A 25,521-nucleotide genomic window follows, 5' to 3' on the forward strand; every position below is an offset into this window, starting at 1 on the left:
CGGGCTTATTGGGATTAAAATACCGAGTCCTCTAAGAGGAATGCTTACCAGGTATATTTAACGCCTACATTCGCAGACCAGTCTTGATCAACATCACCGCCGCCGAGGTAGTTAGCATCGGTGTACGCGCTGAAGTTTTTGGTAAAGCTGAACTGAGTACCCAGTCCAACACGTACTGCAGAACCTTCTACGCCATTGTCGATAGAGTCGCCGTTTACGTCAGAGTCATTGTTAGAGTCATCGTAAACATAGGCCAGTTTGAAGTACGGAGTCAGAGCCTGGTCATCACTGTACGCGAAGGTATAACCTGCATCAACACCCAATTCATAACGCATGCTGTCATAAGACTGACCGTCAACTTTCATGTCGTTGCTCAGCTTATAGTCATCACCAGACTGGAACAGACCGGATACGCTACCGTAAGGCGTTACGTAGCCCGCATCACCCAGCTTCAGGTCATAACCCAGTTTCAAGCCAAAGCCCCAGGCATCAGAAGAGGTGCTGCCATCAACATACTGACCGTTGCTCATGCTGGCGGACAGATCGTTGTTGAAGTGAGAGTAGCTTAAGTTACCATCAACAAAGATGTTGTTGGCAAAGTGAGCAGAAGAGTAGATGTAGGCAGTCTGGCTGTCCTGATCCACCTGACCGCTACGGTCGCTCATATCTCCTTTCGCGAAGCCTGCTGCGGCACCGACAATCCACTTAGCATTGTTACCATCAATTTTGGAATCAACACCGACCATGATGCCATTAACGTCCTGATCGTAGTTAATGGTGCCGTTATCCGCATCGAAGCTACCACCGAAGTAGCTTACCCATGCGCCACCGTTATCAACCAGACCATGACGTGCGTTAGTCAGACGAGTACCAACGGTATCTTGTTCCAGATTCCAGATATTGGTGTTAGCAGACGGGATGCTCAGCGCCATGTTCGCGTAGTCTGTCAGCTCCATCTGTTGCAGAACAACGGTGTTACCCTGCTGCTGTGCCCGATAGGTGTACGCACCCAGGTCAGCTTTGTTGGCTGCTGAGAAGGTCGCAGTGGTATTCGCGTCGTTAACGTAGATCAGCTCGTTGCCTTTGTAATCAGCAACAGAACCTGCGCCAGTGGCGTTATCAATACGAACTTTATAGTTACCGGTTGCGGCTACGGTGTTGTCAGCAGCGCTGTTGTCCAGTTCATCGCCATTGTTGATATCGCCGTTACCGTTGACAGTCAGATGACCATCGGCATTCATCGCGACAATACCGTAGCCATAGTTAGCCTGATGAGTATCGTTGGTACGGTCGTTCACCAGATCAGCGTTCAGAACATAATCGCTGCTGTGGATGTCGAACACACCCGAGATAACATGACCGCTGTTATCCGCAACGTTGCCACTGGTCAGTTCCAGGGTATCAGTGCTGAATACACCATTATCAAACTGATCAACATTCACATCCAACATACCACCGTTAGTTACGGTAATAGTGTTAGCATACAGAGACGAGTAATAAGTTCCTCCACCATATCCCGTGATATTATCAGTCAGTGCAACCGTACTGTAACTGTCAATGGTCAGGTGATCGGTTGCAACTAGCCCACCTTCACCGATATTCATGGAAGAACCATTGGTCAAGCCAATAGTGTCGGATACCAAAGCAGAATCAGCGACATTAACCTGAGAGCCATTGTTTACAGTCAACGTATCAACAAGAGAATCCCCAACAGTATCCCACTCAGAACCGTTGTTTAACGCGACGTTAAACAGACCGCTCTGGAACACTTCATTACCATCGACACGTCCCCAGGCATTATTTTCAGAGGTTGCATCTGGAGTAAGGCTATTGGTAGCAACATCAAACATGTTTGCTGGATAGATTGTTTCAGCAACAAAAGTCGCTTGACCAACCCACTTGCTACCATTATCAAGAGTCAGGTTCAGTTCATCGACGTTGAGGCTATCGTCAGCCCAACCACCGTTGGTATCAACCACACCATCGCCGTTTGAGTCATGACCAATCGGATCAAAATTGGCGTTCCAGGTGCTGGTAAATTTGACATCACCCATCAACGTTGAATTGCTAAAGTACACATTGTTCTTCATTGCATAATCTGATTGATTGCTGTCAGTGAAAGACAATGCAACATCGCCCGGACCAGTATAATCACTCGGCTCATCAGAATGCCCAAAGAATCCGGAGTTACCTTCCAGAATGACATCTGAACCAGAAGTTACTGTAGAATCATAAACATTGATGTTGTTATCCCAGGTATGGGATTCCGTTGTATAGGTGTCGTTGTTTGTATTCCCCTGAGACAGGGCGATACCGGCAACATGAGAGTTGTTGGAAATGTTGATGTTGCTTTCTACATCAAGATTAACCGCTACACCTTCGCTGACGTCAAATCTTTCGTTGGTGGATTTAGTCACACCACCATCAAGATAGGAATCAGTAAAATACAGCGCTTCGTAGTCATCATCAATGGTGGAGTTAGCAATATTCAGAGTGAACACATCACCATCGTACCAGTTACCATCAACCGCAGGCATATTGCTGTCGTAGAAAGAATAGCCTTTTCCATTCGGACGATCATAATAGCCGCCTGGCAGCGCGGATGTGATTGAACCATGAATCACTGAATTACTAATATCTAACGTATTCGCAACACCATCAGTGTAATCATGATTCAGGTAGTAGGTTGAAATTGTTCCGTTAACAGTATCACCGTTAAAGGACTGATCAAAATCGCCATTAGCATTATTATAGTAAACAAAACCACTATAATTCACATAGTTACCATCTACAGTGCCTGGGGCATCCATACTGTCCCAGTTAAGTGCAGTAGACGGGTTATCAACATAGGTCCAGGTATCATAAGTAGTAGCATTCGCCTGAGAATTGATTGCCAAAGTGCAAGCTAATGCTAACTGTGAGACTACGAGTTTCTTTTTCCAAGTGTGCATTTGTCATCCCTCCTCAGGGACGTGATATAGTTGATCCATCAATTATCAATGCATAGCAATTATGCATAGCAATTATCAATGCATAGGAAACATTAATGTTTCTCGGAAACGATTATGCGGCGTCACAGATGAAAGGTTCAATTATTCTTTGCCTTAAGTCCGAAAGCAGACCACAAATAAGACAATTAAGAAAACCCTATAAGAAAAAGAAAAAATATTTAAATTCAATTCATTAAAATCATAAAAACATCAAACCCATACATTTATCATATTATTTAAAAAGAAAACAAAAACACAGAAAATAAATGCTATTAAAACCTTCATGGCTTAATTAACCATTAAGCAAAACCGAACCAGGATTAAAACCAATCGATATCTAAAATAATAAACACCACAAAAATATAAATAGTATATATTTAAGAGAGGCTATTAAGCGTGGAGCCTCACTCGCATAACGCCAACTTTCGTAAACCACCCGCCCTCAGGTTCGGGTATACTACGGCCTTCGATTTCACAAACATCAGGCATACCATGACAGACCTAATCCAACGCCCTCGCCGCCTGCGCAAATCCCCTGCGCTGCGCGCTATGTTTGAAGAGACAACACTGAGCTTAAATGACCTGGTGTTGCCGATCTTTGTTGAAGAAGAACTCGACGATTACAAAGCCATCGAGGCCATGCCAGGCGTGATGCGCATTCCGGAAAAACATCTGGCACGCGAGATTGAACGCATTGCCAACGCCGGAATCCGCTCGGTGATGACCTTCGGTATCTCCCACCACACCGATGACACCGGCAGCGACGCCTGGAAAGAAGACGGTCTGGTGGCGCGCATGTCGCGTATCTGTAAGCAGACCGTACCGGAAATGATCGTCATGTCCGACACCTGCTTCTGTGAATACACTTCGCACGGCCACTGCGGCGTATTATGCGAGCACGGCGTTGATAACGATTTAACCCTGGCCAATCTAGGCAAGCAGGCGGTGGTTGCCGCCGCTGCGGGCGCTGACTTCATCGCGCCTTCCGCCGCGATGGACGGCCAGGTGCAGGCAATTCGCCAGGCGCTGGACGCCGCGGGTTTCACCGATACCGCGATCATGTCCTACTCCACCAAATTTGCCTCTTCGTTCTACGGCCCGTTCCGTGAAGCCGCAGGCACCGCGCTGAAAGGCGATCGTAAAACCTATCAGATGAACCCGATGAACCGCCGTGAAGCGATCCGCGAATCATTGCTGGATGAAGCCCAGGGCGCAGACTGCCTGATGGTCAAACCGGCTGGCGCATACCTCGATATCCTGCGCGATATCCGCGAGCGCACCGAGCTGCCGATTGGCGCTTATCAGGTCAGCGGTGAATACGCGATGATCAAATTCGCGGCGATGGCGGGTGCTATAGATGAAGAGAAAGTGGTACTGGAAAGCTTAGGCTCGATCAAGCGCGCTGGCGCGGATCTGATTTTCAGCTACTTCGCACGCGATCTGGCTGAGAAAAAAATCCTGCGTTAATTCCTCCTTTCAACGCCCCGCACTGCGGGGCGTTTTATCATAAAACGTCACCAAACCGCCATCTAACCGACACATCGCCCTTCTACTGTCACAAAAGGACAGAGGAGGAGCCGCTATGTTTAGTCTCGACAATGTCATCGACGACCTGTGGCCAGAGGCGAGGCCCGCCCCGTGGCAAAAAAAAGTACTGAGAAAACTGTTACATGAAGAGGAATTCCAACAGTTTGCCGCTCGTCACCGCCATCTGAAAGGGTTAGATACCGTCGAACAGGTGCTGGAGCATCTCAACATTCACTGTCAAATTCCGGTCCGTAGTCTGGAACGAATTCCCGAACAAGGGCCGCTGGTTATCATCGCCAACCACCCTACCGGCACACTCGACGGCCTGGCCCTGCTGTACGCCGTCTCTCGCGTTCGCCGCGATGTTAAAGTCGTCACCAACCGCATGCTCAGCCATCTTGAACCGCTCAGTTCGCTGTTTATTCCGGTGGATAATATTAATGGCCGCACCGCTAAAGCGGCGCTACAGCAGATGGACCGACAGTTGCAAAACGGCGGTGTGCTGATCTTCTTCCCGGCCGGTGAGGTTTCGCGCATAACCCGGCGCGGCATTCACGATAAAAAATGGCACTCCGGCTTTATTAAGCTCGCCGCCAAATACCGCGCACCGCTCTTACCTGCGTGGATTGAGGCACGCAACAGTACGCTGTTTTATGCCAGCACTCTGGTGTCGCAAAACCTGCCGATGCTGTTGTTAATGCAGCAGATGTTCCGCCGCCGGAACAGCAACCTGCCGGTGACCATTGGCGAGCAAATTGCGTGGTCGACATGGTGCACCCCGCAAACCACGCCGCGAGAAATGACAGACAAGTGCTACCAACACGTTCAGCTACTGGGGAAAGGACTGCCGGGCGTTTTTAAAACCGAAAGCGCGATCGCTCGCCCGGAACCCCGTGCCCTGCTCAAGCGCGAGCTACACCAGGCCGAGTGCCTGGGGCGTACAGCAGACGGTAAGGTTATCTATCTCTGGCAACGTAACGGTCAGGAAGAGGCTCCGTTGCTACGCGAGCTGGGCCGTCTGCGGGAAATCGCCTTCCGCGCGGTAGGTGAAGGCAGCGGCAAACGCCGCGACATCGACAGTCATGACGATGACTACCTGCATCTGATCCTGTGGGATGAAGACGATCTGGAGATCGTCGGAGCCTACCGCTTTATGCCGACCGCCCTGCAGATGGAAAAGCGCGGGCTGGACGGCATTTACAGCTATAGCCTGTTTCATTACGACGAACGGATGGACGATATCCTCCAACACGGTATTGAGCTGGGGCGCAGCTTTATTCAGCCACGCTACTGGGGACGCCGCGGGCTGGACTATCTGTGGTCCGGTATCGGCGCGTATCTGGCGCGCCATCCACACTATCGCTACCTGTTTGGCCCGGTCTCTATTTCTGGTGGCTTACCGCCTTCGGCCCGCGATCTGCTGGTTGCCTTTTATCGCCTGTGGTTTCCGGCAACGCATCCGCTGGCGGAGTCGCGTCGACCGTACCCGGCCTCGTTACCCGACGCACTGGCGCAGTTTGGCGGGGAGGATTACAGCGAAGACCTGACGCGGCTGAAGTCGCTGCTCGGCAACCTTGGTTGTGGTATTCCACCACTCTACAAGCAATATTCCGCAGTGTGTGAGCCAGGTGGCGTACAGTTTATCGACTTTGGCAGCGACCCGGACTTTAACAACTGCGTGGATGGCCTGGTGCTGGTGGATTTAACGTATCTGAAGGCAAATCGTTACCAGCGGTATATCGAACCGCATTTGGTTTCGCAGGCAGAATAAGACGTTTGTGTCGCCATTCGGCACGGTACCGCAGCGTGCCGAACGGTGTAATTCTCTGTTACGACGCACGATAGAACGGCTTATCCCCTAAAATCGTGGCCCGATGCATAATGCGCCGCTGCGGCAGATAATCCGCATTGGCGTAATGCTGCGTCACGCGGTTATCCCAAATCGCCACATCGTCAGGCTGCCAGCGCCAGCGCACCTGAAACTCTGGTTTAGTGATATGCGCGAATAAAAAGCTCAGTAACGCCTCGCCCTCTTTTTCCGTCACATCGACAATTCGCGTGGTAAATCCTTCATTCACGAACAGCGCCTGCTTCCCGCTCACCGGATGCGTGCGCACCACCGGATGCAACAGGGGTGGATGCTTCGCCACCGCCTCCAGCCAGCGCTGGTGCTCTTCTTCCGTCTTACGGTATTTGTACTCCTGGAATGATTTACGAAAATCATGCTCAGCCCGCAGGCCGCTAAGCAACTGGCGAAACGGCTCAGAGAGCGCCTCATAAGCGGCAATCCCGCTGGTCCACAGCGTATCGCCTCCGGTCGAAGGTAGCATTTTTGCTGCCAGAATGGCCCCGGCAGGCGGCGTGTCGATAAAGGTCACATCGGTGTGCCAGTTATCGTTATCTGGCGGATTATCGTTGTGAGTATCCAGCACGATAATCTCTTCCGCGTCCTCGGCGTGCGGGTAGACCGGATGAATATGCAGATCGCCAAAACGTAGCGCCAGCGCTCTCTGCTGCTGCGGCGTAATCACCTGCTCACGCAGGAACACCACCTGATGGCGCAGCACCGCATGATAAAGCTGCTCAAACTGGTTATCGCTTAGCGGACGCGTCAGGTCCGCACCGGAAATTTGTGCGCCAATATACGGCCCCAGCGGGGTAATGCTCAGACGTTCACTCATTGTACTTCTCCATGCCAGGGCGTCAGACGACGCTGAAGCGCGCGCAAACCCAGTTCTAAAATAAAGGCGATAACGGCAATGACCGCGATCCCCGCCAGCACCACATCGGTTGCCAGAAATTCACCGGCGGACTGGACCATAAAACCCAAACCTCGCGTGGCGGCAATCAACTCCGCGGCCACCAGCGTTGACCAGCCAACACCCAGCCCGATGCGCAGGCCGGTCAGAATTTCAGGTAATGCGCCGGGTAAAATAACAAACCACAACACCTGCGCACGGCTGGCCCCCAGTGATTGCGCGGCGCGTACTCTTACCTGCTGCGCGCTGCGGACACCGGCCAGCGCCGACATCGCAACAGGCGCGAAAATCGCCAGGTAGATCAATAAGATCTTGGAGGTTTCACCGATACCAAACCAGATCACCATCAGCGGTAAATAGGCCAGCGGCGGAACCGGGCGGTACAATTCAATGATCGGATCGAGAATGCCGCGAATTGTCGGGCTCAGGCCCATCGCGATCCCGACCGGAACGCCCAGCAGCACGGCGGCCAGCAGGGCGATGACAATTCGCGCCAGGCTCGCTGCCAAATGTTGCCACAGCGTGGCATCCATAAAGCCTTGTGGCCCGGCGATGGTGATCAACTTTTGCAGCACCTGACCGGGCGCTGGCAAAAACAGCGGGCTGATTAATTGCAGCGCTGCCACCGTCCACCACACCGCCAGAATGACGACCAGCGTACCAAGGCTTAACGTTATCTGACGTGAAAACGGCCAGCGCCAGTTCAGCGTGCGCTGTCGCGGTTTATCATTAATCACTACGCTCATGAGAACGCCTCCCGTTGCGCAAAGACGCGGCTTAGCACGTACTCACGCATGGCAATAAACTGCGGATCGGACTTAATACTGCGGCTCGCTTCCCCGGCCACAAAGCGCCGGGCAAAGTTAAGCGGCAGACGCTCCATCACCCGACCAGGGCCGGATGAGAGCAGCACCAGCTCGGTGGCCATAAATACCGCTTCTTCAATATCGTGCGTAATTAACAACACCTGTTTGCCGGTCTCATGCCAGAGTTTCAGCAGCAGGGTTTGCATCTGCTCGCGGGTAAACGCGTCGAGCGCACCAAACGGTTCATCGAGCAGCAGGAGCTGTGGATTGGCCGCCAGCGCCCGGGCAATGCCAACACGCTGACGCTGGCCGCCAGAAATCTGCCAGATAAAACGTTTTCCGGCATCGTCCAGCCCCACTTTCTGCAACATCTCCTGGGCGATACGCTGACGCTGCACTTTATCTACTCCTGCCAGTTGCAGACCAAAGGCCACATTATCCTGCACGTTACGCCAGGGCAGCAGACCTTCGTTCTGGAATACCACCCCGCGCTCCGCGCCCGGACCTTCCACCTTCTGACCTGACAGCGTAATGCTGCCGTGCTGATACGGCACGAACCCGGCAATCAGATTTAGCAGTGTGGTTTTGCCGCAGCCGGAAGGCCCGAGCACCACCAGCAGTTCGCCGCTATCAAGCGTCAGGTTGATATCGTCCAGTACCGGTTTTCCACCGTAGCTGGCGGCGAGATGAGAGATTTGCAGCATCAGCGCCTCCTTTTATTGCACGAAGCGATCGGTAACGTACTGGCTGTAATCCGTCGCGACAGCAGGCACTTTGCCCTGCTCTTTGAGGAACTGCGCAGTATCGACAATCGCTTTGTTTACCGGGCCGGTCAGCTCGGCGGTTTGCTGTTGCGCAGTCAGGTAGGTATTCCCTTTCACCAGCCCCGGCACATCCGCCTCCGGCACGCCGCTTAAGCGCGACAGCTTGCTGATATTCTCCGGCTGTTTCAGCCATTCATCGGGGTTAGCAATATAGGGTTGCTGCGCATCAATCGCGCTTTTGACAAAGGCTTTCACCACCTCGGGATGCTGCTCGGCAAAATCTTTGCGCACCACCCACACGTCCAGCGTCGGCGCGCCCCACTCGCCAACCTTTTCAGAATCGGTTAATACCTTGCCCTCTTTTTCCAGCGCATTGACGGCCGGCGCCCAGACGTAAGCACCATCAATATCGCCACGCTGCCAGGCGGCAATAATTGCCGGCGGCTGCAGGTTCACAATCTCCACCTGACCGGGTTTGATACCCCAGTGTTTCAGCGCAGCCAGCAGGCTGTAATGGGTGGTGGAAATAAACGGCACGGCAATGCGTTTGCCAATCAAATCCTCCGGCTTACTGATATTTTTCTTCACTACCAGCGCTTCAGAACTACCCAGTTTTGACGCCAGCAGGAAAACTTCAATAGGTACCTGCTGACTGGCAGCGACGGCCAGCGGGCTGGAGCCGAGATTGCCAATCTGCACATCGCCGGAAGCCAGTGCACGCACGATGCTCGCCCCGCTGTCGAATTTTCGCCAATCAACGGTGGCCCCGCTCTGTTTAGCAAAGGTGTTATCCGCCTGCGCCACTTTGGCCGGTTCGGCGGAGGTCTGATAGGCGACTGTGACGTTTACCGCCTGAGCCTGAAATGCGATGAATGCCAGAGCGGCAAGAAGTGTGTTACGCGATGAAATAACCATGATTGTCTGCTCCCCTGTCTTGTTATGGAGGCAGTATTTCGTTGCGGCACCATTTGATAAAGGAATTAAAAATTCTGGCTAAGAACAAAGCGTTTTTAGAAAAAAAGCGGCAATAGTTAGCTATTTCGCTCATTACAGAACGTAGGCCGGATAAGGCGCTTGCGCCGCCATCCGGCAATCAATGCCTGATGCGCTGCGCTTATCAGGCCGACACTCGCTACAACACCCGGCAAATTATTGCGATTTTGTTACATTCGTTACATAACTGCACCACGATGATTGCCAGCGTGGCGCTGGCAGGCATCATAGATATCCTCGTAAGGCAAGAGAGCAATATCATGATTCATGTTGTGCTGGTGGATGACCATGTGGTGGTGCGTTCCGGCTTTGCGCAATTACTCGGTCTCGAGGAGGATCTCGCCGTTATCGGCCAGTACAGCAGTGCGGCAGAGGCCTGGCCGGCATTACTGCGCGAGGACGTCAATGTCGCGGTCATGGATATCGCCATGCCGGATGAAAATGGTCTGAGTCTGCTAAAACGGCTGCGGGCGCAAAAACCCGGCTTTCGCGCCATTATTCTCAGTATTTATGACGCGCCGACGTTTGTACAAAGCGCTCTGGATGCCGGGGCCAGCGGTTATCTGACCAAACGCTGTGGGCCGGAAGAGTTGGTACAGGCGGTGCGCTCAGTCGGTATGGGAGGCCATTACCTGTGCGCCGACGCGCTGCGGGCGTTACGCGGTGGTGAGCAATCTGCACAGGTGCTGGAGGTATTAACCCCACGCGAACGTGAAGTGTTTGATCTGCTGGTCAAAGGTGACAGTGTGAAAGAGATCGCCTTTAAGCTCGACCTCAGTCATAAAACGGTCCACGTCCACCGTGCGAATGTACTGGGCAAGCTGCAATGCCATAGCACCATCGATTTGGTGCATTTTGCCCTCGACCACCAGCTATTAACGGGGCATTAATGTCGCGTAACCTTCGGCATTGGGTTATTTCTCTGTTTATTCTGCTGGCCTGGGGATCGGGCTGGCTGATGCTGTGGACGCTAGGGTTTTACCTGACCCATAACGGTCAGCAGGCGGCATTATTTCTGCCGCACGGCGTGTATCTCGCCCTATTGATCCTGCTGTCCCGCCGCTACTGGCCCGCGCTGGTATTGCCGCCGGTGTTGCTCCTGTTCTGGCTACACAACGAACAGTTACTCAACGGTTATCTTCTGCTGGCCGCACCGCTGATAAGCCTGATACCGGCCAGTATCGGTCAGTCATACTGGCACCGCTTCCCGCTCTACTGGCAGCGGCTCACCTTGTTGCTGGCCGCCGTGACGGTCACGTCGCTGCTTAATACCGCGCTGCTGTCTCCCTTTATTCAAAGCCCGGCGACGTTAATCGGTCTGGCGTCGTTTACCGGTGGCGTGCTGCTCACCCCGTTTGTCTATCTGATCTATGAATTTTTGCGCCAGCAGCACCGCTATCATTTGCTCGGGCTGGATACCACCAATCCCCCGCTGCGCACCTCGCTTATCATCTGGTGCAGCCTGTTCTTTATTATTGGTATCGGCACGCAGATGGTGCTCTCGCCAGACATCGAACGCCTGTTGCTGATTGTCGTGTTCCTGCCCAACGTGGTGATGGCGTGGAAATTTGGCTGGCAGGGCGGCGTGTTGTCCGGATTGCTCGGCAGTATGATGATCACCATCGCCCGGCAAATCGGCGTCGGGTTCAGTAACTTACTGGAGCTGGAAATTTTCCTCGCCACCCAGGCGCTGCTGGGCATCGGGCTGGGAATCGCCATCAGCCGCCAGCAGCATCTGGCGCAAAACCTGCACCATTATCGCCAGCGACTGGAAAGCGAACTGGCGGCGCGCCGCGCGCTGACCGAACAGCTGATCCGCACCGAAGAAAACACGCGCAAAAGCCTGGCGCGGGAACTGCATGATGAAATTGGCCAGAACATTACCGCCATTCAAATTCAATCTCAGTTGGTTAAACGTTCGCAGGGCCCTGAGCAAACGCTCGACGCGGCGAACCAGATCAACGATCTTGCCCGGCGAATCCACCACTCGACCCGCCAGCTACTGCGCCAGCTCCGCCCACCCGCGCTTGACGAGCTGTCTTTTAAAGATGCGCTGCACCATCTGGTCAATGAATTTGCCTTTGCCGAACGGGGTATTCACTGCCGGTTTGATTACCGACTGGCAAATACGCCAGAAAATGAAACGGTACGCTTTACGCTGTACCGTCTGTTGCAGGAATTGCTCAATAACGTCTGTAAACATGCCGATGCCAGCGAGGTGTCGATTGCGCTGTACCAACGGGATCACTGCCTGTTGCTGGAAGTTACGGACAACGGCGTGGGCATTCTGCCTGAAAAAATTCCCGGCTTTGGTATCCAGGGAATGCGTGAGAGGGTCAGCGCGCTCGGCGGTGAGCTGACCCTCGAATCTAACCACGGCACGCGGGTAATTGTTAACCTGCCCACAAATTTGCAACAAACCGCCCCTTAACCAGGAAAAAGTCTTAGTCACTGCGGACTTTCTCTCATCCCCTTTCGCTTTCACTTTCTTATAGTCAGCAAAACGGAGACGGCTATGCGTACCGACATCAACCAACAATACCGGACGCTGCGTCCACAGCTACTGATGTGCATGGTCATCGGGTACGCGGCGTTTTACCTGACGCGCAAAAGCGTTAACTACGTCCTCCCGGCGCTGCAAATGGATCTGGGACTGGATAAAAGTGATATCGGTCTGTTGGGATCGCTGTTTTACCTGACCTATGGTTTGTCGAAGTTTACCGCGGGACTCTGGCACGACAGCCATGGGCAGCGCGCATTTATGGGCATTGGCCTGTTCGCTACCGGCATCCTGAACGTGGTGTTCGCGTTTGGTGAATCGCTGACGCTGCTGCTAGCGGTCTGGACGCTGAACGGATTTTTTCAGGGCTGGGGCTGGCCGCCTTGCGCCCGCCTGCTGACCCACTGGTATTCGCGTAACGAACGCGGCTTCTGGTGGGGTTGCTGGAATATGTCGATCAACATCGGTGGCGCCATTATCCCGCTGATTAGCGCTTTTGCCGCCCACTGGTGGGGCTGGCAGGCAGCGATGCTGGCACCAGGGATCATCAGCATGGCATTAGGTATCTGGCTGACGCTGCAACTGAAAGGCACGCCCCGCGAAGAGGGTCTCCCTACCGTTGGAGAATGGCGGCATGACCCGCTGGAGCTGCGTCAGGAGCAGCAAAGCCCGCCGATGGGGCTGTGGCAAATGTTACGCACCACCATGCTGAAGAATCCGATGATCTGGCTGCTGGGGGTGTCGTATGTGCTGGTGTATTTGATCCGCATCGCGCTCAACGACTGGGGCAACATTTGGCTGACGGAAAGCCACGGCGTGAATCTGCTCAGCGCCAATGCCACAGTGATGCTGTTTGAGGTCGGCGGCTTGCTCGGTGCGCTGTTTGCCGGCTGGGGTTCGGATTTGCTGTTCAGCGGCCAGCGCGCCCCGATGATTTTGCTGTTCACGCTGGGGCTGATGGTTTCCGTCGCCGCGCTGTGGCTGGCGCCGGTTCACCACTACGCGCTGCTGGCTGTCTGTTTCTTTACCGTGGGCTTTTTCGTTTTTGGCCCGCAGATGTTGATTGGTCTGGCGGCCGTCGAATGCGGACACAAAGCGGCGGCAGGTTCAATCACCGGATTTCTCGGGCTGTTCGCCTATCTGGGGGCCGCGTTGGCGGGTTGGCCGCTGTCGTTGGTCATAGAACATTACGGCTGGTCGGGGATGTTCAGTTTGCTCTCGGTTGCCGCTGTCTTTATGGGTTTATTGCTAATGCCGCTGCTCATCGCGGGTATCGCCCCTTCTCTCAGTCAAAGGATAAAACAATGAAACTGACGCTTACCTCTACCCTGATTGCCTCTACTCTGGCGCTGGCTGCCTTCAGCAGTGCGGCACAAGCACAAGGTCGTCTGGTGGTCTATTGCAGCGCCACGAACGAGATGTGTGAAACCGAAACCAAAGCCTTTGGTGAAAAATATGATGTGAAAACCTCATTCATTCGCAACGGTTCGGGCAGTACGCTGGCGAAAGTCGATGCCGAGAAGAAAAACCCGCAGGCGGATGTGTGGTACGGCGGTACGCTGGACCCGCAGTCTCAGGCGGGCGAAATGGGTCTGCTGCAACCGTATAAATCACCAAACCTCGAGCAGATCATGGAGAAATTCCGCGATCCGGCAAAGGTAAAAGGCAACCTCTCCTCCGCGGTTTATGTCGGTATCCTGGGCTTTGGCGTCAATACCCAACGCCTGAAAGAGAAAAACCTGCCGGTGCCACAATGCTGGAAGGATCTGACCAAACCGGAATACAAAGGCGAAATTCAGATTGCCGACCCGCAAAGCTCCGGTACCGCCTACACCGCGCTGGCGACCTTTGCCCAACTGTGGGGTGAAGATCAGGCCTTTGACTACCTGAAACAGCTCAATGCCAACGTCTCGCAATACACCAAATCCGGCATAGCCCCGGCGCGTAACGCCGCCCGTGGCGAAACGGCGATTGGCATTGGCTTCCTGCACGACTACTCGCTGGAAAAAGAACAGGGCGCCCCGCTGGAGCTCATCTCCCCATGCGAAGGTACCGGCTATGAAATTGGCGGCGTCAGCATTCTGAAAGGTGCGCGTAACCTCGACAACGCCAAACTGTTCGTTGACTGGGTACTGTCAAAAGAGGCTCAGGAGCTGGCATGGAAGAAAGGTAAATCCTATCAGATCCTGACCAACACCACCGCCGAGACGTCTCCTAACTCGCTGAAACTCGACGATCTGAAGCTTATCAATTACGACATGGATAAGTACGGCTCGACTGACGTACGTAAGGCGTTGATCAATAAGTGGGTTAGCGAAGTGAAGATGGGTAAATAAGCCCACGTTGCGTTCATTTTCCGGGTGCGGCGTAAACGCCTTACCCGGCCTACATTACCGGAAACGCTATGTCACACACACTTGCACTCCATCCCGTGAAAAAACGGGATGCGATATTTCTTTGGGTTTTGCTCGGCTGGCTGGCGTTTGCCCTGCTGCCAAGCTGGAGCCTGGACTATGGCCTGCTGGAGTCCACGCGCGACGAAATTCTCGACGCCTACAGCTGGTCACATTTCAACATTAGCTGGCTCTGGTATCTACTGCCGAGCCTGCTGCTGGTGCGTCCGTTTAATGAAGCCCGACGCGAACAGCGCAGCCGTCATTATCTTGACGCGGGCTGGGCATTCTTTTGTATGGCCTTTATCGTTGCCAGCGCCACCCTTGAAGGGCGCGGCTTAGGTTATGCCACCATCGTGCTGTTTGTGGCGCTTGGCGCAATCATGACCCTGGCGCTTACTCGTCTGGAATGGCTGGGTGGTGACCGTTTTGTCATCGGTTCGCTCACCGCGATCGTCGCGCTGATCGGTATTTTTATCGTCTGGCCGAGCATCGCGATTTTCATTCCGATGTTCACTAACGACACCGGGGGATTTGCCCCGCTGGCGTTTATGAATGTGCTGTCCCAGGCGCATATCATTCAGGTGATCCTCAACTCGATTATGTTGTCGATTGCCGTTGGTATTGGCTGTACCTTCTTTGGTCTGGTGCTGGCGATCTACACCACCCGCATCGCCAAACGCAGCGCCATTATCGGGCGTATTTTCTCGATTCTGCCGATCGTCACCCCGCCGTTTGTCGTTGGCCTGGGTGTCACCCTGATGATGGGACGCTCCGGCTACATCACCGAATTTATGGTCGAGTGGTTTGGCTTAACCAACACCAACTGGCTGTACGGCTTTACCGGCATCTGGCTGGCGCAGGTACTGGCCTTTACCCCGATGGCGTTTATGATCCTCGACGGCGCGATCAAAACCATTCATCCCTCGCTGGAAGAGGCGTCATACACCCTACGAGCCAGCCGCTGGCAGACCTTTAACGGCGTATTTGTCCCGCTGCTGAAACCGGCGCTGGCGAACGCCTTTTTGATCGTGGTGGTGCAGTCGCTGGCCGACTTCAGTAACCCACTGGTGCTCGGCGGTAACTTCGACGTGCTGGCAACGCAAATTTACTTCTATATCACCGGCTCACAGCTCGACTACCAGGCCGCCAGTACGCTGGGCGCTTTCCTGCTGCTGTTCTCGCTGCTGGTGTTCTGCGTGCAGTACATGTGGATCGGTAAACGCTCGTATGTCACCGTTTCCGGTAAATCCTATCGTGGCGACGTGCAGCCGCTACCGGTCACGCTGGTGTGGAGCGTGGTTGCCCTGCTGGCGGTGTGGATCGCCTTTAACGCCCTGCTATACGGCAGCATTTTCTACGGCAGCTTCACCGTCAACTGGGGCGTGGACTACACCCTGACGCTGGCGAACTTTACTAAATTGTTCGGCCAGGGAATGAGTGACGGTGCATGGCCTTCACTGCTCGATACCCTGCTCTACGCCGGGATTGCCGCACCGATTACCGCCATCTTCGGTCTGCTTATCGCATGGATTGTGGTGCGTCAGCAGTTCAAAGGTAAGAAGACCATCGAGTTCACCACCATGTTGTGCTTTGCCGTACCGGGCACCGTCGCAGGTGTGTCATATATTCTGGCCTTTAACAGCGCCCCGGTGTACCTCACCGGTACCGCAGCCATCGTGATTATCTCGATGGTGATGCGTAACGTCCCGGTCGGTATCCGGGCAGGTATCGCGGGCTTAGGCCAGATCGATAAATCACTGGATGAAGCCTCACTCAGTCTGCGCGCCGGTTCGCTGCGTACTATTACGCACATCCTGCTGCCGCTGCTGCGCCCGGCAATCCTCTCAGCGCTGATCTACAGCTTTGTCCGCGCCATTACCACCGTCAGCGCCATTGTGTTCCTCGTCACGCCGGATACCCGCGTGGCGACGGCCTACATCCTCAACCGCGTGGAAGACGGCGAATACGGCGTGGCGATTGCCTACGGTTCCATTCTGATCGTGGTAATGCTGGCGATTATTTTTATCTTTGACTGGCTGATCGGTGAATCACGTACCTCCCGTTCAAAAGCCAAAAACCAGGCGTAATGGAGCGCACTATGACTCAGAAAAATTTCGTTGAACTGCGCAACGTCACCAAACGATTTGGCAGCAACACGGTTATCGACAATATCAACCTCACCATCCCGCAGGGGCAAATGGTGACGCTGCTCGGCCCGTCCGGTTGTGGCAAAACCACCATTTTGCGCCTGGTTGCCGGACTGGAAAAACCGAGCGAAGGGCAGATTTTTATTGATGGCGAAGACGTCACCCACCGCTCTATTCAACAGCGCGATATCTGTATGGTATTTCAGTCCTACGCCCTGTTCCCGCATATGTCGCTGGGGGAAAACGTCGGCTATGGCCTGAAAATGCTTGGCGTACCGCGCGCAGAGCTGAAAGCCCGTGTCAAAGAGGCGCTGGCGATGGTGGATCTGGAAGGATTCGAAGACCGCTTTGTCGATCAGATCTCCGGCGGTCAGCAGCAGCGCGTAGCGCTGGCGCGCGCGCTGATCCTCAAACCGAAGGTACTGCTGTTTGATGAGCCGCTGAGTAACCTCGATGCCAACCTGCGCCGTAGCATGCGCGATAAGATCCGCGAGCTACAAAAACAGTTTGATATCACCTCGCTGTACGTCACCCACGATCAGAGCGAAGCCTTTGCGGTGTCCGATACCGTACTGGTCATGAACAAGGGGCACATCATGCAGATTGGCTCGCCGCAGGATCTCTATCGCCAGCCGGCCTCACGCTTTATGGCGAGCTTTATGGGCGATGCCAACCTGTTCCCGGCCGCGTTCAGCGAGGCGTTTGTCGATATTTACGGTTATCGCCTGCCAAGGCCGCTGCATTTCGCCAGCCAGGGAGAAGGTACGGTTGGCGTGCGTCCGGAGGCGATTACGCTCAGCGATCGCGGCGAGGAGAGCCAGCGCTGTGTGATCCAGCACGTCGCCTATATGGGACCGCAGTATGAGGTCACGGTAGAGTGGCACGGGCAGGAGATTTTATTGCAGGTTAACGCCACGCGTCTGCAGCCGGACGTTGGCGAACAGTATTACCTCGAAATCCACCCGTACGGCATGTTTATCCTGGCGGATGCGGCATAATGTTTTGTGGTTTTGTGGTTTTGTGGTTTTGTGGTTTTGTGGTTTTGTGGTTTTGTAGGCCGGGTAAGGCATCAGCCGCCACCCGGCATTATTCTCAACGCTGCGCGTTCAGCTCAGCAATATCCTTCGGCGTGGTGCGACAGCACCCGCCAATCAACCGTGCGCCAGCGGCCTGCCACTGCGGCAGATAATCCGCCAGCTGCGCGCAATGCTCACCGTGATGATGCCAGGTTTTGCTTACCGCATCATACTGCTCGCCGGAATTGGGATACACCACCAGCGGCAGCGCCGTTAAGCCATGCAGATGCTGCAACGCAGCGGTGGTGTTTTCCAGCGCAATGCAGTTAATGCCTAACGCCACCACCTGCGGATATTGCGCAAGGAAAGCGACCACGTCGCGCAGCGGCGTACCGTCGTTCAGATGTGCGCTATCACGCAGGGTAAACGAGAACCATGCCCGCGCACGCGGATACGCGGTCAACAACTCAGCCAGCGCGCGAATTTCGGCAAAATTCGGCAGGGTTTCACAGGCCAGCAGATCGGCCCCGGCATCCAGCAACGCTTCAACACGCGGGCGATGAAATGCCTGTAACGCTTCAATGCTTAACGCGTAATCGCCACGGTACTCAGAGCCATCGGCCAGGTACGCGCCGTAAGGTCCGACGGAACCCGCCACCAGTAACGTCCCGGCCTGCGGATTTTCCGCCAGATACGCCTCACGCGCTTTACGCGCCAGCTCCACGCTTTTGCCAATCAGCGCTTTCGACTGCGCCTCATCCAGGCCGAGCGCGGCAAAACCCGCGGGCGTTGCCTGATAGCTGGCGGTGATTGCGCACTGCGCCCCTGCCCGGAAGTAATCCAGGTGAACTTCGCGGATAAGCGCCGGGTTTTCTACCAGCACCCTGGCAGACCACAGGCTGTCGGCTAAGTTACACCCTCGCGCTTCAAGCTCCGTCGCCAGAGCACCATCCAGCAACAGGAAATCCTGTTTATCGAGGAGTGCGCGTAACGGATTATTCTGCGACATGTTCTGGCTCCTGTTTTGCGTTACGGGGTTGAGTAAGGAAATAAGCACCATAACACAACGCGACAAACGGTAACCCGCACCACAACGCAATTCTCTGCGCCGGATCGAATGCCAGCCCCACACAGGCCACCAGGCACAGCACAAAACCCAGTACCGGAACCAGCGGATACCACGGGGCGCGATAATGCAATTCACTCAATGCGTTACCCTGCTGCAGATGGCGGCGGCGAAACACAAAATGCGAGGCGCAGATACTCAGCCACACCGCCACTACCGCAAATCCGGAAATAGCCGACAATGCGACAAACACCGTATCCGGGGCCACGACGCTGGAAAACAGCGCCAGCACACCGCCGAGCATACTGACCGACAGCGCCGTCAGCGGTACACCGTTTTTCGTTACTCGCGCAAAACAGGCCGGTAGCGTACGTTCATTCGACAGCGACCACAGCATGCGCCCGGAGGCATACAGCCCGGAGTTCGCCGCAGAAAGAATGGCGGTCAGGATCACGAAGTTAAAAATATCAGCGGCGTACGGAATGCCCACCTTCTCGAATACCAGCACAAACGGGCTCTTCTCCACGCCCGCCTGCTGCATCGGGATCAGCGCCGCCAGCACAAACACAGTGCCGATAAAGAAAATAATCAACCGGGCGATGGTGGTACGAATCGCCACCGGGATCACCTTGCGCGGATTTTCCGTTTCGCCGGCGGCAATACCGATAAGCTCAGTCCCCGAAAAGGCAAAGTTCACCGCGACCATGGTCATCAGGATCGGCAGGCCGCCGTGCGGGAACCAGCCTTCCGCCGTGATGTTACTCAGTCCCGGCGCGGGTGAACCATCCTGCATCGGGATAAAGCCGAAAATAGCCGCTCCGCCGAGGAGAATAAACGCGATGATGGTGATCACTTTCACTAACGAAAACCAGAACTCCCCTTCGGCAAAAAAGCGCGTGGAGATAACGTTGAGGGCAAAAATAATCGCGCAGAACACCACACACCAGACCCATACCGGCACCTGAGGAAACCAGTACTGCATACAGAATCCGGCAGCGGTAAAGCTCGAACCCAGCGCCACAGTCCAGGTCAGCCAGTAGAGCCAGGCGACGGTATACCCCGTCGCCGGTCCGAGGTAGCGCGCAGCATAGACGTGAAACGCCCCGGTTTCCGGCATCGCGACCGACAACTCGCCCAGGCACTGCATCACCAGCCAGACCACCAGCGCACCTATCAGATAAGCCAGCAGCGTTCCCGCCGCCCCCGTGGTCGAGATGATGTACCCGGTATTGAAGAATAACCCTGTGCCAATCACGCCGCCTAAGGAGAGCATAATCAGGTGACGCGTTTTCATCGTGCGCTTCAGTGGCGCATTTTGTTGTGTTGTTTGCATATAACCTTCTAAACGTATGGACATCTAAACATCCAAAGAAGGTTTGTTATACCGTGTTTGTTGACAGAATGCAAAGTCAACCCTGCACCAGATGCAGATGCCCGCGTCGGGCGCTCAACACTGGATGAGGGTTAATAATGAGATATAAAAAGGGCCGCCAGCTCATAACGCCTCCGTTGCCAGACTGTATGTAAACTCTGGCAACAGAGCCGCCGACTTGCGTTCACCCGGAAGTAGGAAGCGAGTGTTCCCGTTCATGCAACCGGATGACCCTCAGGAACCGCTGGCCTGGACCGTCATCTGCGATTTACGGCTCATCAAAATAAATACCGCCAGACCGGCCAGCAGAATGCCCGGCGCAGAAGCCGCCATCACCCCCACCGTTCCGGTGCCCAGCGCCAGCATTTTCCCCGCCAGCAGCGGGCCGCTCATTGCGCCCAAACGCCCAACCGCCACCGCAGTGCCTACGCCGGTGGCGCGGATTGACGTGTTGTAAAACAGAGGCGCCAGCGCATACAGCACGCTTTGTCCGCCGGTAGCAAACATGCCCGCGACAAAGCCGGCCATCAGCATGCCGCTCCATGACGAAACCGTCCCCAACGCCAGCAATGAGGCCAGCATCCCGGTGTAAATCAGTAATGACATCACCACCGGGCGCAGCTTATCCATCAACGCCCCAAGGATTAACGTGCCGCTGGCCGCACCGATTTGCAGGGCAAACATCACGCCTGCCGCCTGCGATGGACGAAAGCCCTGCTCGACCAGCAGCATCGGCAGCCAGTTGATCAGCATGTATACCACCAGCAGGGTGAAGAAATAGCACAGCCACAGCAGCAGCGTAGCGGTCGCGGTAGCAGGTGCGAACAGCGCGCGCAGCGGCGCGGTGGCCACCTGTGTTTGCTGGGTATAAACCTGTGATTCCGGCAGCCAGCGCATCAACAGCGGCACCAGCAGCAGCGGGATCACGCCTCCCACCCAGAATACCGTTTGCCAGGCAGACGCCAGACCGCTAAACCCGAGCGCCGCCGCCAACGCCGCGCCAATTGGCACACCGCAGTACATCAGGCTCACCGCCGTACCACGAAAACGCGGGCCCGCGGCTTCGGAGGTTAAGGCAATCAGGTTCGGCAATGCGGCTCCCAGTCCGACGCCGGTCATCAGGCGGGCGATGACTAACGTTGAAAAGTCCCACGACAGCGCCGTTGCCAGGGAGAACAGGCCAAACAACGCCACGGAGGCAATGAGAATGCGCTTGCGCCCATAGCGGTCGGCCAGCATGCCGCCCACCAACGCGCCGGGCAGTAATCCCAAAATCCCGGCGCTGAAAATCCAGCCCATTTGCATTTTATCCAACGCAAAGGCTTGAGCGATACCAACGGCAGCGATACCGGCGGCTTGTAAATCCAGTCCCTCCATCAGGGCGACTAAAAAGCAAAGCCCGACGGTCAGCGTCAGGCGCGAAGAGGAGGCGGGGGTACGGGTCGTCATAAGATGTCCCTCAGAGTTCACGATGCAGGTGAATCGCGGCTGATACATTGCCAGCCGCGTAATCATTTTTACTTGCTGTTGCGCAGGTCCAGCGCCACATCAACGATCATATCTTCCTGGCCGCCGACCATTCGGCGTTTGCCCAGTTCAACCAAAATATCGACCGCGCTCAAACCGTAACGCGCTGCCGCCACTTCGCAATGGCGCAGGAAGCTGGAGTACACCCCGGCATAGCCCAGCGCCAGTGTTTCACGATCCACCCGCACCGGGCGATCTTGCAGCGGGCGCACCAGATCGTCGGCGGCGTCCATCAACGCATACAGATCGGTGCCGTGCTGCCAGCCAAGCTTATCCGCTGCGGCAATAAACACCTCCAGCGGCGCATTGCCTGCACCTGCGCCCATCCCCGCGAGGCTGGCATCGATACGGTCGCAGCCCTCTTCCACCGCGGCAATTGAGTTCGCCACGCCGAGGCTCAGGTTATGGTGGGCGTGCATCCCGGTTTCCGTTTCCGGTTTCAGTACGGCTTTCAGTGCGCGGAAGCGGTCGCGGATATCGTTCATATTCATTGCACCGCCGGAATCAACCACATAAATACAGGTGGCGCCGTAGTTTTCCATCAACTTCGCCTGCTGCGCCAGGTTCTCTGGCGTGGTCATGTGGCTCATCATCAGAAAACCGACCGTATCCATACCCAGCTCGCGCGCATACTGAATATGCTGAGCCGACACGTCTGCTTCGGTACAGTGGGTCGCCACGCGCACGACCCGCGCACCGGCCTGATACGCATTTTTCAGATCGTGAATGGTGCCGATACCCGGCAGTAACAACGTGGCGATTTTGGCGTGTTTCACCACCTCCGCCGCCGCTTCAATCCACTCCAGATCGCTGTGTGCACCAAAGCCATAGTTAAAGCTGGAGCCCTGTAAACCGTCGCCGTGCGCCACTTCAATGGAATCAACCCGTGCGTCGTCCAGCGCTTTAGCAATCTGGCGCACGTTATCCAGTGAATACTGGTGACGAATGGCGTGCATGCCATCGCGCAGGGTCACGTCAGAGATATAGAGTTTCTTACCGTTCATGCTGCTTCTCCTACCTGACGAGTGAGTGACTGCGCCATCTTCTCTGCGGTCGCCAGCGCACTGGAGGTCATAATATCGAGGTTGCCGGCGTAGGCTGGCAGGTAATGCGCCGCACCTTCCACTTCCAGATAGACCGCGGTTTTCAGTCCGGAGAACTGGCCGATACCCGGCAGATTCACCGGTTTATCCTCAGGGATGACGTCAAACTGCACGCGTTGCTTCAGACGATAGCCCGGCACATACGCCTGTACCGCCGCCGCCATTTCATTAATCGACGCCTCAATTTCCGCCTGCGAGGCCGCTTCACTCAGCACATACACCGTATCGCGCATCATCAGCGGCGGCTCGGCAGGGTTAAGCACAATAATGGCTTTACCTTTTTCCGCACCACCCACCACTTCAATCGCCTTCGAGGTGGTTTCAGTAAACTCATCGATATTGGCGCGGGTGCCCGGCCCCGCCGATTTACTGGCAATTGAGGCAATAATCTCGGCGTAATGGACACGTGCCACACGAGACACCGCCGCCACCATTGGGATCGTCGCCTGCCCGCCGCAAGTCACCATATTGACGTTCTGCCGATCAACGTTGGCTTCCAGATTCACCACCGGTACGCAGTATGGGCCAATGGCCGCGGGGGTGAGATCGATCAGGCGAATGCCTGGTTTCACCGCCCGTAAGGCGGCATCGTTTTTCACGTGCGCCCCCGCGCTGGTGGCATCAAAGACGATGTCAATATCGGCAAACTCCGGCATCGCTATCAGCCCCATCACCCCTTCGTGCGTGGTGGCGACGCCCATGCGCCGGGCGCGTGCCAGACCATCGGACTCCGGATCGATACCGACCATCACCGCCATCTCCAGATGCGTGCCGTGACGCAGAATTTTAATCATCAAATCGGTGCCGATGTTGCCGGAGCCGATAATGGCGACTTTACGCTTACTCATGACTGACTTCCTTTTGTAACCGCCGCAGAAAAGGTGGCGGCGACTGAACCAATACCGTCGATATGGGCTTCAAAACGATCGCCCGCATTCACCGCCACCATCGGACCTAACGCCCCGGTGAGAATGATGTCTCCGGCACGCAACGGCTCGCCGAGGCTGGCCATTTTGCGCGCCAGCCAGACAGCGGCGTTGATCGGATGCCCCAGACATTCGCTGCCGCGTCCGCTGGAGACTTCTTCGTTATTGCGCGTCATTGTCATCGCGCAGTTTTTCAGATCTAATCCCGCCGGACGTTGCGCCGGACCACCGACCACATACACGCCGCAGGAGGCGTTATCCGCCACGGTATCGACAAACTGAATTGACCAGTCGCGAATACGGCTACCGACCACTTCCAGCGCCGGTAATACCCACTCAATGGCGTTGACCAGCTCATCAAAGGTGGTGTCGGCATCAGGCAAATCGCGGTTCAGTACCAGCGCAATTTCGGCTTCAATACGCGGTTGCAGCACGCGGGAAAACGGGATAGTTTCGTTATCGCCGTAGCACATGTCGGCAAACAGTGTGCCGAAGTCCGGTTGATCGACGCCTAGCTGTTGCTGCACTTTCGGGTGCGTCAGCCCCACTTTACGTCCGACCACACGACGCCCACGCGCCACGTCGTACTGCACGTTGATGTGCTGAATAGCGTAAGCCGCCTCGGCGTTGTCCATGCCAATCAGCTCACGCAACGGGGCGATGGCTTCCCCTTTTTCTTCAGCCTGACGTAAATCGGCGGCTAACTGTTCAAGATTAAGATTCGTCATATCCATTCCTTAAGGGCGTGCGAGGAAGTTCAGCACCAACTGATTAAAGGCTTCCGCATGTTCCCACTGCGCCCAGTGCCCGCAATCGCGGTAAATGTGCAGCTCAGAGCCAGCAATGCCGGAAAGCAGACGCAGGCCCGCATCCATCGGCACAAAGCGGTCGTTGCGCCCCCAGACGATCAGGGTCTGAGCTTTGATTTCCGCCAGACGTGGACCGAAATCCGGGAATTGTTTCGGGTTAGCTTCCAGACTCTGGACAAAATTTTCCAGGTGGTCGCGGCGCGACAGCATGTTGTTCAGACGTGCCTCAAACAGCGCTTCGGTCAAATCACCGGTATCGAAAACGAAGATTTCCATCATCAGTTTCAGGTTTTCGATGGTCGGTTCGCGATACAGCTGATTCAGGCGCTTGATTCCTTCGGTCGGCATCGGGGTAAACAGGCTCATGCCGCCCGTCCCGCCGCCCATCAGCACCAGTTTGCCCACGCGTTCCGGCCAGCTCAGGGTAAATGCCACTGAGCTGTGGCCCCCCATCGAGTTACCCAGCAGATGAATTTTCTGAATATCCAGTTGATCAACCACACTTTTCAGGATGCGGGCATTGAGATCGGATCGCGACCCACGGTTAACGATCCCATCGCTTTTTCCCCAGCCAGGACAATCCAGCAGGATCACCCGGTAACCCGCCTCCACCAGCGGATCGATATTGCGGCTGAAGTTCGCCCAGCCCGTCGCGCCCGGTCCTGAACCATGTAACAGCACGACGGTTTCTTCACCCTGCCCACAGTCATTAAAATGCACACGCAGGGTTTCACCTGCTTCCTGTACCTCCAGAAAACGGCTGGTGGCGGCTTCGGTTTGCGGTTGGTAAGTCATCATGTTCTCCTGCATATTCAGTTCT

General features: G+C 55.3%; 20 protein-coding genes. 8 read left to right on the top strand and 12 right to left on the bottom strand.

Features of this window, described 5'->3' with window-relative positions:
* Window positions 1–44: 44 nt before the first annotated feature.
* A complete protein-coding gene (locus HV261_RS20900; protein WP_202039336.1) occupies window positions 45–2,951 on the bottom strand; it encodes an autotransporter YaiT-related protein in 2,907 nt (968 codons plus the stop codon).
* A 531-nt stretch (window positions 2,952–3,482) separates the two neighbouring features.
* Between HV261_RS20900 and hemB the strand changes: the two genes are divergently transcribed.
* Both hemB and olsF read left to right on the top strand, forming a co-directional pair.
* A complete protein-coding gene (hemB, locus tag HV261_RS20905; RefSeq protein WP_137384668.1) occupies window positions 3,483–4,457 on the top strand; it encodes a porphobilinogen synthase in 975 nt (324 codons plus the stop codon).
* 115 nt (window positions 4,458–4,572) lie between these two features.
* Complete coding sequence (olsF, locus tag HV261_RS20910; RefSeq protein ID WP_202039337.1) at window positions 4,573–6,288, top strand: bifunctional ornithine lipid synthase OlsF; 1,716 nt, start codon at window positions 4,573–4,575, stop codon at window positions 6,286–6,288.
* A gap of 58 nt (window positions 6,289–6,346) precedes the next feature.
* Here the strand turns inward: olsF and tauD are convergent, their stop codons facing one another.
* The 4 genes from tauD to tauA are packed head-to-tail and all read right to left on the bottom strand — an operon-like array spanning window position 6,347 to window position 9,761.
* Complete coding sequence (tauD, locus tag HV261_RS20915) at window positions 6,347–7,198, bottom strand: taurine dioxygenase (RefSeq protein ID WP_202039338.1); 852 nt, start codon at window positions 7,196–7,198, stop codon at window positions 6,347–6,349.
* Window positions 7,195–8,022: a taurine ABC transporter permease TauC gene (tauC, locus tag HV261_RS20920; RefSeq protein WP_202039339.1), complete on the bottom strand. Its 828-nt coding sequence runs from the start codon at window positions 8,020–8,022 to the stop codon at window positions 7,195–7,197. Before tauC ends, tauD begins: the two co-directional genes overlap by 4 nt.
* The gene (gene tauB, locus HV261_RS20925; RefSeq protein ID WP_202039340.1) at window positions 8,019–8,786 is read right to left on the bottom strand and encodes a taurine ABC transporter ATP-binding subunit; all 768 of its coding nucleotides are present in this window, start codon (window positions 8,784–8,786) and stop codon (window positions 8,019–8,021) included. The genes tauC and tauB overlap by 4 nt, the downstream gene beginning before the upstream one ends.
* Before the next feature lie 12 nt (window positions 8,787–8,798).
* Window positions 8,799–9,761: a taurine ABC transporter substrate-binding protein gene (gene tauA, locus HV261_RS20930; RefSeq protein WP_202039341.1), complete on the bottom strand. Its 963-nt coding sequence runs from the start codon at window positions 9,759–9,761 to the stop codon at window positions 8,799–8,801.
* 338 nt (window positions 9,762–10,099) lie between these two features.
* Here tauA and HV261_RS20935 point away from each other — a divergent pair, with 338 nt between their 5' ends.
* The 6 genes from HV261_RS20935 (at window position 10,100) to fbpC (ending at window position 17,880) form a co-directional block, all read left to right on the top strand.
* Window positions 10,100–10,729, top strand: coding sequence for a response regulator (locus tag HV261_RS20935; RefSeq protein WP_202039734.1), 630 nt, complete (start codon window positions 10,100–10,102; stop codon window positions 10,727–10,729).
* On the top strand, window positions 10,729–12,270 hold the full coding sequence (locus HV261_RS20940; RefSeq protein ID WP_202039342.1) for an MASE1 domain-containing sensor histidine kinase: 1,542 nt from the start codon (window positions 10,729–10,731) through the stop codon (window positions 12,268–12,270). The genes HV261_RS20935 and HV261_RS20940 overlap by 1 nt, the downstream gene beginning before the upstream one ends.
* 84 nt (window positions 12,271–12,354) lie before the next feature.
* The gene (locus tag HV261_RS20945; RefSeq protein WP_202039343.1) at window positions 12,355–13,647 is read left to right on the top strand and encodes an MFS transporter family glucose-6-phosphate receptor UhpC; all 1,293 of its coding nucleotides are present in this window, start codon (window positions 12,355–12,357) and stop codon (window positions 13,645–13,647) included.
* Window positions 13,644–14,675, top strand: coding sequence for an ABC transporter substrate-binding protein (locus tag HV261_RS20950; RefSeq protein ID WP_202039344.1), 1,032 nt, complete (start codon window positions 13,644–13,646; stop codon window positions 14,673–14,675). The genes HV261_RS20945 and HV261_RS20950 overlap by 4 nt, the downstream gene beginning before the upstream one ends.
* Before the next feature lie 68 nt (window positions 14,676–14,743).
* Window positions 14,744–16,822 carry an ABC transporter permease gene (locus tag HV261_RS20955; RefSeq protein ID WP_202039345.1) on the top strand — a complete coding sequence of 693 codons (2,079 nt, stop codon included), beginning with the start codon at window positions 14,744–14,746 and terminating at the stop codon, window positions 16,820–16,822.
* An 11-nt stretch (window positions 16,823–16,833) separates the two neighbouring features.
* Complete coding sequence (fbpC, locus tag HV261_RS20960; RefSeq protein WP_202039346.1) at window positions 16,834–17,880, top strand: ferric ABC transporter ATP-binding protein; 1,047 nt, start codon at window positions 16,834–16,836, stop codon at window positions 17,878–17,880.
* A 94-nt stretch (window positions 17,881–17,974) separates the two neighbouring features.
* On the opposite strand, the gene mmuM is transcribed toward fbpC, so the two are convergent.
* From mmuM to mhpC, 7 genes are all read right to left on the bottom strand, one after another.
* A complete protein-coding gene (gene mmuM, locus HV261_RS20965; protein ID WP_202039347.1) occupies window positions 17,975–18,907 on the bottom strand; it encodes a homocysteine S-methyltransferase in 933 nt (310 codons plus the stop codon).
* Entirely contained in the window at window positions 18,894–20,297 is a 1,404-nt protein-coding gene (mmuP, locus tag HV261_RS20970; protein WP_202039348.1) for an S-methylmethionine permease, read from the bottom strand. The genes mmuM and mmuP overlap by 14 nt, the downstream gene beginning before the upstream one ends.
* A gap of 273 nt (window positions 20,298–20,570) precedes the next feature.
* Window positions 20,571–21,785, bottom strand: a complete 1,215-nt coding sequence (gene mhpT / locus HV261_RS20975) for a 3-(3-hydroxy-phenyl)propionate transporter MhpT (protein WP_202039349.1) — start codon at window positions 21,783–21,785, stop codon at window positions 20,571–20,573.
* 68 nt (window positions 21,786–21,853) lie between these two features.
* On the bottom strand, window positions 21,854–22,867 hold the full coding sequence (gene mhpE, locus HV261_RS20980; RefSeq protein WP_202039350.1) for a 4-hydroxy-2-oxovalerate aldolase: 1,014 nt from the start codon (window positions 22,865–22,867) through the stop codon (window positions 21,854–21,856).
* On the bottom strand, window positions 22,864–23,814 hold the full coding sequence (gene mhpF / locus HV261_RS20985; protein WP_202039351.1) for an acetaldehyde dehydrogenase: 951 nt from the start codon (window positions 23,812–23,814) through the stop codon (window positions 22,864–22,866). Before mhpF ends, mhpE begins: the two co-directional genes overlap by 4 nt.
* A complete protein-coding gene (gene mhpD / locus HV261_RS20990; protein WP_202039352.1) occupies window positions 23,811–24,620 on the bottom strand; it encodes a 2-keto-4-pentenoate hydratase in 810 nt (269 codons plus the stop codon). Before mhpD ends, mhpF begins: the two co-directional genes overlap by 4 nt.
* Window positions 24,621–24,629: 9 nt before the next feature.
* Entirely contained in the window at window positions 24,630–25,496 is an 867-nt protein-coding gene (gene mhpC / locus HV261_RS20995; protein WP_202039735.1) for a 2-hydroxy-6-oxonona-2,4-dienedioate hydrolase, read from the bottom strand.
* Window positions 25,497–25,521 lie beyond the last annotated feature (25 nt).

The organism is Citrobacter sp. RHBSTW-00671 (genome assembly GCF_014103415.1).
In the GTDB taxonomy this organism is placed as follows: Bacteria; Pseudomonadota; Gammaproteobacteria; order Enterobacterales; family Enterobacteriaceae; genus Citrobacter.